The sequence below is a fragment of the Gammaproteobacteria bacterium genome (assembly GCA_041395725.1).
In the GTDB taxonomy this organism is placed as follows: domain Bacteria; phylum Pseudomonadota; class Gammaproteobacteria; order Pseudomonadales; family Pseudohongiellaceae; genus NORP240.
On the sequence record JAWKZW010000001.1, the window covers coordinates 5025728 to 5036045 of the forward strand.

Genomic DNA, 10318 nt, shown 5'->3' on the forward strand with positions numbered 1-10318 from the left:
CTCACTGGGGCCACTATTTGTCAGTGTAAAGCGCCAAGTACCGGGTCCGGCTCCACACACCCTGGATTAACCCCGTGACCACGCGCTACTGTTGCCATCACGCTGCCAGGAGTTCCTTTGGCACACTTTATGCTGAAGGTTTTCCCGTATGTTTTTTTGAGCCTCTCGCTCAGCCAGATATCAATTCCCCACCAGGTCGTTTCTGCTACCATTTTATACAAACACCTGCCTAAACAAGGAGCACGTTGTGGCCCTGAGCGTATTTGACCTGTTTAAAATAGGAATCGGCCCGTCATCATCTCATACAGTCGGGCCAATGCGCGCTGCCTTGCTGTTTGCAACAGAACTGGACAATAGAAACGAACTGCCTGCCTGCGAGTCGCTGAAAATTGAACTGTATGGGTCTCTTGCCGCGACAGGAGCCGGGCACGGCTCCCCGAAGGCCATCCTCATGGGACTGGAGGGGGAAACGCCGGATGCCGTGGATGTTGACAGCATCGCCCACAGAGTCGCCGAGGCGCGTGAGAACAGTGTCCTGGATTTACTGGCACGGAAGCAGATCAGTTTCAATTTTCGTGATGATTTAGTCATGCACCGCCACGAATCCCTCCCGTTCCACCCCAATGGCATGCGCTTCTCCGCCTTCGACAGAAACGGGTGTGAATTACTCAAAACTACTTATTTTTCCATCGGCGGAGGCTTTGTCATCAATGAAACCGCCAGCGGTGGCAATGTGCTTATTGAGAATGAGGATACCGTGCGTTATCCATTCAGCTCGGCCGCCGAGTTGTTGCAACGCTGCGATGAAACCGGCTTGTCCATCAGCGCGCTGATGCTGGAGAACGAAAAAACCTGGCATAGCGAGATTGAAATAAACGAACAGCTGGATGCTATCTGGCAGGCGATGCATGCCAGTATCGAAAAGGGCTGTCACTCGGAAGGCATAATGCCCGGCGGGTTAAAAGTAAAGCGGCGAGCCGCCCACTTATATCGCAAACTATCCAGCCAGATCGGCAGTTCCAATTCTGACCCGCTGAACGTACTGGATTGGGTGACAGTTTTTGCGCTGGCTGTAAACGAGGAAAACGCCATGGGAGGGCGTATCGTGACCGCACCAACAAATGGTGCCGCTGGAATCATTCCGGCCGTGTTGCGCTACTACCTGGATTTCTGTAACGGGGGCAACCGGGCGAGCGTCAGGCGGTTTCTGCTTGCTGCGGCAGCAATTGGCATTCTCTACAAACTCAATGCGTCGATCAGTGGTGCTGAAGTAGGGTGCCAGGGCGAGGTGGGGTCTGCCTGCTCCATGGCTGCCGGTGCCTTGACCGAGGTATTGGGAGGCACCCCCAGGCAAGTTGAAAATGCCGCTGAAATTGCCATGGAACACAATCTCGGACTGACCTGCGATCCGATCGGGGGATTGGTGCAGGTGCCCTGCATTGAGCGTAACGCCATGGCGGCCATCAAAGCGATCAGTGCGGCGAGAATGGCAATGCGAGGGGATGGTACGCACTTCGTGTCCCTGGATCAGGTCATCAAAACAATGCGTGATACCGGGAGGGACATGCAGGACAAATACAAGGAAACCGCCAGAGGCGGTTTGGCAATTAATGTGTTGGAAGTGCCTGTATCGATTGTCGATTGCTAGCCTATCGGGCTCCTGGGTCCGAGTTCTGACCGCGTCTCGATCGGCAACCTGCCAAGCCCTGCAATCAAGGCTTGGCGAGGCTCCAGTAAATCCCGGCACCACCCGGCGCATTACCGACTTCTGCCAGCAGGCGGGTACGGGCCATGGATTCTGCATCGCCGTCGACATCGGCAATATCGTACAGGTTGTGTCCGCGAATCTGGCCTGGGCCTTGATCGTCGTTGTAGGTATACAGCGCGAAGCCTTTATAGGCCCATTGCCTGGTGCCGTCCTGGCGGGGCACCAGCTCCCAGAAACCGCCTGCCATGGCGTTCTCCGGGGCAATAAAGGGACGCCACGACGCCAGGCACTCGCCACTGGCGCAGGCATTGGCTCCCAGCCGCTTGCCCTTGTGGTAGGCGATTTCGAAACTGCCCCGTAAATTGCGACCTCCCCAATACTTCTCGAAGGCCGAGCCGAAATAGAGCGTTCTGCCCTGCAGGGTGAAAATATCACCGTAGCCTGGCAGTGACATGACCGCCACGCCATCGGGGCGATAATTTTCCTTCAGCAGAGCTAGTTGCAGTTGCGGGTGCGCATCACGGCCATGCACATCGCCTGGTAACAGATCACCGTCAAACCGGAACAAGGGCTTCCCCTGAAAAGCCCATTGCCGGGTTCCATCGACCCGGTCAATAACAGTGAAATCACCAAAGCCCCTTGCCAGCGCCGGCGCGGCAATTGGAGTCCAATGCTCGTAGCAGTTTTTGTCGGCACACGCGTCACCGCTACTGCCGCTGTTAGTTTCAAAACTGTACAGCGAGTAACCTGCAAAATCCGTCAGCACTACCCCCTGACCAGAATCGACCAGCCTCAGATCGAATCCATCTGGAATCCTGGCGGTTCTGGAGGGCGTATAACGTGCGACCCGCCACCCTTCCGGAGGCATTGTGGCGCCCGCCCGGTTTTCCTGCAGAGGCTCCTCTCCGTTCTCACCCACTCCATACAGTGCAACGTTAAGCGCAATTTCGCCCGGTTCTTTCTCTTTGGACCAGACGTACAGAGGATGACCCTGATAGGCCCACTGCATTGAACCCTTACTGGGAACCAGCGACCAGTCGTCGAACGCCTTTGCTCCACCGGCACCTGACAGCGGCTCGAAATCGCCTGATGCCGCCCCCTCCCCGGTAAAATAAAAAAGCGTCCAGCCCTCAGCATCGCCCAACCGGGTCCAGAAATACGGGTCCGATGAGGATCCTCTTTCCTGGTGCACCTCAACCAGCATGATGCCCGCCGGTGTCGATGCAGGTATCGAGAAAGAAGCCGCGTCCACCGGCTGAGCAGCGGCGACCGATGGCAACAGAGCGGTCAGGCAGGCTGACAGAAGTGCCCCCTTGAGTATGCCTGGGCGCCTGCTCATACCAGGACCTCGCTGAAGGGCTGGGTCACTTCATTGGATTCTGTCCCCCAACGGTCACTGACTACACCAAAAGCCTTCTGCACGGTAAAGCCGACCCGCGTGGCGGCGTCGCCTTCAGCCGCTACGTGAATACCAGTCTTCAGGCGTCCGCCGGCGCTGCCTGCCGTGAAAACCGGCATTTTCTTCATCGAATGCAATCTTGCCTCGCCGTGATCGGTAAAGGCATGAATCACGGTGCGATCGAGCAGCGTCCCCTCGCCTTCCTGGATTGCGTCCATGGCCTGCACCAGGTCCACAAAAAATCCCATGCACTGTTCAGCCAGCGCCTTAACCTTTGGCTGATAACCCAGATCAGCGTTAATCGGCTCTTCATGGGTCAAGGCATGGTAGGCGCTGGGCTCCCCCGGCAGCCGAAGCGTCGAAAAGGCATTCCCCAGAGTGACATGAAAAATTCGCGTCTGACCACAGGCCAGAGCGTGCGCCAGCAGCTGCGCGAATTGTCGATGCGTGTTCTGTACCTGGGAGACCAGGGTGCCTATTTCCTCAGACTCCAGGGACGGAATCGAACAGGCGGGTAAAGGTGCCGGCCGGTCAAGTTCGAAGGCCAGTTTCTGCTCTACATCCCGGAGTGAGGTGAAATATTCATCGAGTCTGGAACGGTCGGTGGCCGAAACGGACTGCATGAGTTGCTTCCGTTGTTCAGTAACAGCGGAGAGCACACTGTGTCGCACCATGACTTCGGGGTCAGGCGTAAACTCCGCCTGGTTTGGATCCTGAAATCCTTCCCCGTAGATGCGCCTGTAAAGCTCCAGCGGTGAAATCTGGCAGGGAGTCTTGCCGTTACTGCCTCGGGCTGTCCAGCCCGAGCTGGCATTGCCATCGCAGGCGACTTCCAGGGAACGGAAACGCACCTTGGAACCAAACTGCCTGTCGATAATCGAATCGAAGCTCTCGTCGTATTCGGCGGCACTCCTGGTCACGATTCCGGTCATCTGCCCCTGCGCCCCGGACATATGGTTCTGATTCACCTTACCGTCGAGAAAAACCTGCAGCCCGCTATAGATATTCAGCTTGTCTCTGATGGGGCTCAGAACAGCGATGTGTTCCGGTAGTGTGTAATCAGGGCCGGTTGTCTCCGGCACCCACAGATCAGGTGTCAGGCCCAACCCCCAGAACCAGCTGCCGAAACAGGGCGGCAATCCCGTGCCGTCGGCAGCAAAAGCAGTCCCACTCTCATTGAGGAAGCTTTCGAGAACCGGTAGGCCGACCACCACAGCAGAGCCTTGAATTGCACCCTTCAGCAGTGAGCGACGATTGAATTTTCGGTGTCTGTTTATCATAGGTCTTCCACCATCTCTGTGTCTGGAACAGTGTAGAAATCCGGGTTCCGGGAAATGCGGTTCATCAACTCGCGCCAGCGCACGCCTTCGTTTCTCAGTTGCGCATGAGTTGTGTTGAGCCATTGCAATTCGGCACGGTTCGGTTCCCTCGCCGTGCCATAGCTGTAGGCCCTGTGCACCAGGCACGAGGTCAGGGTCGGATCATCCTTCAGCAGCGCGGCAAGCTCCCTCACATCGTCGTACTCCTGCCCGGCCCACTCTCCGCTGGTATCTATCAATGCGCCGTTTTCAGTGGTGCGGAATACCCCTGACGCATCGAAGACTTCAAGCGCCAGGCCTATCGGGTCCATCAACGTATGACAACCTGCGCAGGTGGGATTGTTGCGATGCTCCGTCAAGCGGTCGCGTACGGTCCTGAAATTGGGGTTGTCGGTATCACGCACCAGGCTGAAATCAACATCCGGTGGCGGAGGCGGAATGGTCTGGCACAGTAAATGTTCGCGCACCGCTTTGCCGCGCAGTGTCGGGGAGGAAGCACCGGGATGAGAGAACAGCGACAGGAAAGTCGCCTGACCCAGCAGCCCTACCCGAATATGATCCGCCGGAAATTCATAGGGGACCCAGGGCACTCTGCCACCCAGTTCCTGCCTGATCGGTATCGGCACCCCGTACAGCGCCGCAAGAGACGGCGTCAGAAAGGTCTGCCGGGTGTCGATCAAATCCCGGTAGTCGGCTTCTTTATTGAGCAGGTGGTCGGCGATGGTTCGCAGGGTCTGCTCGCGCGCTTCGTCTTCAACATTCTTGATAAATTTCGGGTACAGACTGGTATCGATATCCAGCGTGTCGAAACGATCGAATGCCAGCATATCGGCAAAGAATGCACGCAGGCCCTCTTCGATTCTCGGCGAGGCCATCATCCGTTCAACCTGTCGGTCGAGGCCGTCGTCAAACATCAACTCCCCATTTCTGGCCGATTCGAGCAGGGCAGGATTAGGCGTGGTGTTCCAAAGGAAAAAACTCAACCGCGATGCCCGGGACCAGGCATCGAGTCGCCGGGTCCCCGGCGCTTCCGGGTTGGGTATGCTGCGCTCTATGCGGAACAGGAAGTCCGGCGATACCATCATGCCGACCAGTGCGGCCTGCAGGCCAGTGTAGAAATCACCCAGTGATGCCGTTGCCGATCGAGCCATCCCGGCATACACACCGACCTCATCATCGGCCAGCGGCCGACGGAACAGATGCAGGCCAACACTGCTGATAAACTGTTCAGCGCAAGCGTCATCTGCGGTAGTTTCATTCTGCGGGGCGCAGGGAATTAAGGTGTTACGCCGGCGCGGACTCAGAACCTGGCGCGCTATGTCCAGAGCCAGTATTTCGTAGGTCTCTACTTCAGCCGCGCTCAGAGTTAATTTTCTGCCACCCACGGACATGAGCCCGGCCTCCCGGACCCCTGTACTGGCTGCATTGCCGCGCACCTGAACTGTTTCGCCAAAGATATCCTGTATGGCATTGCGGTACTGGTCGGGGGTCAGCCGCACAAAGGTGATCTGTTCGTCGTTGACAGTATTCTCAGCAGCCCGCAGGACACCCGACACCAGGCACACTAACATTGCCGCAAACAAAGCACGCCCAATGGAATTATTTATACTGCTGATTCTTTTATCCATGTGTCCCCTACTGCGCTTGTTTTTCAGTGGAATACTGGCTGACCGCAGGGCCGCTGAATTTTGGCCCAGGCCCCACAGAATCGGCCAGCATGGCACCCTGACCATCGACGTGAAACGCTGGCACCGCTTCAATAAAGTAGGCCGCGGAGATCGCGGTATTTTCACCGGTCACCGGGTCCGGCACGGCATCGGAGTATCTTTTCAAATCGTAAAATATCCCGATCAGGTCAATCATCCCGTCAGTCTCTCCACGCACTGAAAGGTAATGGTAATAATCACGCCAGGGCTGGTAGCCGCCAATGTGGCCCTCCATGCTGCCGTCCTCTTTCAATTCGAACCGAAGTCTGGCGCCAGTCAATTGGAGGTGGGGATAAAACTGAGACTCGCCCTGCATATAGAACTCCCCGGGCTCGATCGTCAGCACGCGGTCTTTTATAGAACCCTTGAATTCATTGTGTGACCGGGGATTGGGGTCCACCGCAAAACTGGCCCCGGACATAATGCTGCCATAAGCGTCCCGCAAGGGAATATTCAGGGCGCGATCAAACGTTACCGTCACGTCTCCGTCCTGACTCAGATCCGCACCGGAAATCGAGATCAGCCAGGCGGGCATGGCATCGACCGCCGTGTCCCAGGCAATAGTTTCGTTATAGGGGTTTACCGGCTTGTTGACGTGGTAGCCGTCCCAACAGCCCAGCACCCGCCACATCTGATTGTCGATGCCCAACTCGCCGGTATCGGGGTGCTCCCAGGAATCCGGACCTGCCTTACCGTCCAGATTCAGGCCATAGGCATACCGACCCTGAGCGTTCCGGGCATTGGGGTCCGGCAGGGCACCGGGCGAATTTGCGGGGCTGAAATCCAGCCCATTCCAGCTCTGAATACCCCCCCGTGCTGCTCCACCACCTAAGGTAAAGGCGGTACCCACCAGCCTGCCTTCATCGTCGATGCCGTCATTGTTGAGTATTCGAATGGCCTCGTCTTCGTCATAGCCATCAGCCATCACCCGTCTTATCAGCACATCGGGCCGCGAGCCATTGGTCCCGTCCGGACAGGTCTGTTCATCCACGTAGGTTGCGGTATGGACCATGGAAATCACATAGCCTCGAGTCTCCAGCGCGGCTGCTGCCAGAAGCGAGGTGGAGAACGTGAGCGTTGCTAAACAGGACAGCGTGAAAGCGACCGGGACGTGATACCTGGTCGATGGTCGGGGATGTTGACGGGCCATTAGCATGTACCTTCTTGTTTTTTTAGAGTTTTTTATAGTTTTAGCCTTGCTGAAGGCCACTACTCCGCTGAAAATTCTGCCTTTTTGAATTGAATTGTGCAAGTAGGCAATTAGATTGCCATCTGAGCACTACCACAGACATCAATCCCAATGCCCGGGGTCAACCGGCTGCAATACCCACAGAATAAAACAGGGCCATCTGCCGGCCGTTCTGCGGCCAGCCAGCTGCAAAGCAATACAGCCTGGTCCAGCCATACTGTCGCGCCAGTCGGGGTGCCGGCCAGCTGACCTATCAGTCAATAACTGCCATCCAACAAACCACAGGGCACGCCAGGCTCAGACATCAATGCCTCCCGAAATTTTCTACCTCCGAATCAGCCTCCCTCAAACCACAACACAATTTGGCTTGAAAGTCGGATTGAAAACTGAAATAGTAATCGCACTTTTTACAGGAGACGACATGAAAACCCTAATCTACAGCGTTATCTTTTACTTCGCGCTCGTGAACGCGTCAAATGCCCAGATAATGGAGATGAATGGTAGCTGGGAGTTAAACCCGGAAAAGACCATTGGGCCCAGCCCTGTCCAGGAGACGCTGGTATTCGACATAAAACCAGGCACCCAGGCTTATGTGATGACCTCGGTCGATGCCGACGGCAGCGAGGGGCTCAATGCCTGGGAGATTCCCTACGATGGAAAAGACCACGCGACTAAAATAGCCGGGGCAACCGCCTCGATACGTCGCATTGGAGAAAAAACCGAGTTTGTGGTCAACAAGACCGATGGCCGCATTACATCGACCTACACGCGAGTGCTTGTAGATGATGACCGTACCATCATGTCTATTGGACGAAACGGCGAAGGTAAGATCCTGTGGGTGAGAGTCTTCGAAAAACTGTAATGAGAACGTGATGCAGGCAGTGCACCGTTGTTATGTGCTAATTCCTTTAAACCAGTTCGACCCTGCTCCACTCTTAACAGCGTCGCTTTTAAAGACCTTAAAATAATTGGAGTCAGAGTAAAACTACTGTATTTTTACTCTGACCCTCTTAATCTAGTCGGCTCTCCTGACGGAGCCGTCCCCGTACTCCGGAATGTTCCGCTGGAAAACCTGCCAGTAGTGCCGTATTCCGGTGATACTTTCATTCCCCTGTGAATCGACTTCCCTGGTGACAGGATCTCTACCGATCAACCTGGCAACCTCGGCACGATCGGCAAGCAGTACCACCGTCATCTCGTAGATTTTGCCGTCAATCTTCATGCGTACGCGCGGGTCGCGCTCGATGTTGGCCCACCACCGCTTCGAATGGGGAAACTCTTTTTCCAGCCTGAAGTCCTGCTCGCTTCCGCCTATGTACAGTCTGTCAGCGCGCGGTGTGGCATTGATTGTGACTGAGTGTGGAATTCCGTACCAGGTGCGGGTTTCCAGCATGATGGTATTTCCCCGAAGCGGATCATTGACCTGGTTTATCCAGTCCCAGTTCGAGACGGGTTCCCGAACTGTGTCCCCGGAGAGCCACAGCCCCGGCCAGGCAGTGCGGCCACTCTCAATAAATGCCTGACTGCCAGGATCGATATAGCGGGGGTCGAGACCGGTCTCGCGCAGGACCAGCAACAATCCAAGCACGGCGACAACAATAATCAGCAGGCCAGTTTTCAGGGTTCTCATCCGGTTATCCTTCCCTCTTTTTTTGAAAACGTTAACACAAACCCACGAAAAAGAATGAATCGCCCCGGTATTCCCGGAGACTCTATTCTTTGAGAGGATAGAGTAATGAGTAGATCAAATCGATATGCCCCGGAAGTCCGGGAAAGGGCCGTACGCCTGGTACGGGAAGCGGAAAAAGAACACAGTTCTCAATGGGCAGCAATTCAATCGGTATCAGCCAAAATTGGTTGTACGCATGAGACGCTGCGCCGATGGGTTCGCCAGTCAGAACGGGATCAAGGCGAACGAGCTGGGCTGACAACGGATGAGAAGGCGCTACTGAAGCAGCTGCAACGTGAGAATCGGGAGCTGAAACAGGCTAACGAAATCCTACGTAAGGCATCAGCTTTTTTCGCCCAGGCGGAGCTCGACCGCCGACCGAAGTGATGGTGTCGTTCATTGACGAACATCGAGATGCCCATGGGGTCGAGTCGATTTGCAAGCAGTTGCCAATCGCCCCGTCGACATATTACGAAGCCAAGGCACGCCAGACCGATCCATCAAGGTTACCGGCCAGAGCACATCGAGATGCAGAGCTGATACCTGAGATTGTCCGTGTATTTGAAGACAACTTTCAGGTCTATGGTGCCAGGAAGATCTGGCGGCAATTGAACCGGGAGAATTGGGAAGTGGCCCGGTGCACGGTGGAACGTTTGATGGCGCAACTTGGTATTTCAGGCGCAATCCGCGGCGGCAAGAAATACCGCACGACGATCCCTGATGAGTCAGCAGACAGACCTGCTGACCTGGTGCAACGCCAGTTCAGGGCCGATCGACCGAACCAGCTTTGGGTTGCAGATTTTACCTACGTCGCTACCTGGACCGGTGTGGTCTATGTAGCTTTCGTCATTGATGTATTCGCACGTCGAATCGTGGGATGGCGGGTGTCGCGCTCCATGAAAGCGGAGCTGGTGCTGGATGCCCTGGAGCAGGCATTATGGGCTCGAGGAAATACTGAGGGACTCATCCATCACAGTGATCGAGGTAGTCAATATTTGGCCATACGATACACCGAACGACTTGCCGAATCAGGCATACAGTGTTCTGTGGGCACAACAGGTGACTCTTATGACAATGCCCTGGCGGAGTCTATCATCGGCTTGTATAAAACGGAGGTAATTCATCGACACGGGCCTTGGAAATCGATTGATCCGGTGGAATATTCCACCCTGGAATGGGTAGACTGGTTCAATCAGCGCAGGCTACTTGGCCCAATCGGTGATGTACCACCTGTGGAGTTTGAGCAGACTTACTATGAACAGCTGGAAGAGTCAGCCAGCGTACCCTGACTCACACAAAAGGGTCTCCGGTGTTCCCGGGGCGATTCA

Annotated in this window: 8 protein-coding genes and 1 other annotated feature; of the genes, 3 read left to right on the forward strand and 5 right to left on the reverse strand. The window is 55.6% G+C overall.

Annotated elements, in window-relative coordinates; all coding sequences use genetic code 11:
- Positions 1–247: 247 nt before the first annotated feature.
- Positions 248–1648, forward strand: a complete 1401-nt coding sequence (locus R3F50_22140; GenBank protein MEZ5492988.1) for an L-serine ammonia-lyase — start codon at positions 248–250, stop codon at positions 1646–1648.
- Between the two features lie 64 nt (positions 1649–1712).
- On the opposite strand, the gene R3F50_22145 is transcribed toward R3F50_22140, so the two are convergent.
- From R3F50_22145 to R3F50_22160, 4 genes are read right to left on the reverse strand one after another with little or no spacing between them, the layout of a single operon-like run.
- Entirely contained in the window at positions 1713–3047 is a 1335-nt protein-coding gene (locus tag R3F50_22145; protein MEZ5492989.1) for a hypothetical protein, read from the reverse strand.
- Positions 3044–4387: a DUF1552 domain-containing protein gene (locus R3F50_22150; protein ID MEZ5492990.1), complete on the reverse strand. Its 1344-nt coding sequence runs from the start codon at positions 4385–4387 to the stop codon at positions 3044–3046. The genes R3F50_22145 and R3F50_22150 overlap by 4 nt, the downstream gene beginning before the upstream one ends.
- Positions 4384–6054, reverse strand: coding sequence for a DUF1592 domain-containing protein (locus R3F50_22155; protein MEZ5492991.1), 1671 nt, complete (start codon positions 6052–6054; stop codon positions 4384–4386). Before R3F50_22155 ends, R3F50_22150 begins: the two co-directional genes overlap by 4 nt.
- Before the next feature lie 7 nt (positions 6055–6061).
- Complete coding sequence (locus R3F50_22160; protein MEZ5492992.1) at positions 6062–7282, reverse strand: hypothetical protein; 1221 nt, start codon at positions 7280–7282, stop codon at positions 6062–6064.
- 460 nt (positions 7283–7742) lie between these two features.
- On the opposite strand from R3F50_22160, the gene R3F50_22165 reads away from it, so the two are divergent.
- On the forward strand, positions 7743–8183 hold the full coding sequence (locus R3F50_22165) for a hypothetical protein (GenBank protein ID MEZ5492993.1): 441 nt from the start codon (positions 7743–7745) through the stop codon (positions 8181–8183).
- 153 nt (positions 8184–8336) lie between these two features.
- Here R3F50_22165 and R3F50_22170 read toward each other — a convergent pair whose 3' ends face one another.
- Positions 8337–8951 carry a hypothetical protein gene (locus R3F50_22170; protein ID MEZ5492994.1) on the reverse strand — a complete coding sequence of 205 codons (615 nt, stop codon included), beginning with the start codon at positions 8949–8951 and terminating at the stop codon, positions 8337–8339.
- Between the two features lie 105 nt (positions 8952–9056).
- On the opposite strand from R3F50_22170, the gene R3F50_22175 reads away from it, so the two are divergent.
- Positions 9057–10279 (forward strand): IS3 family transposase gene (locus tag R3F50_22175; GenBank protein MEZ5492995.1). Its coding sequence is split into 2 segments (ribosomal slippage): positions 9057–9336 and positions 9336–10279, totalling 1224 coding nucleotides; the frame shifts between segments, so codons are not numbered across the junction.
- Positions 9335–9451: a sequence feature (AL1L pseudoknot), on the forward strand. It overlaps the preceding gene by 117 nt.
- Positions 10280–10318: the final 39 nt, after the last annotated feature.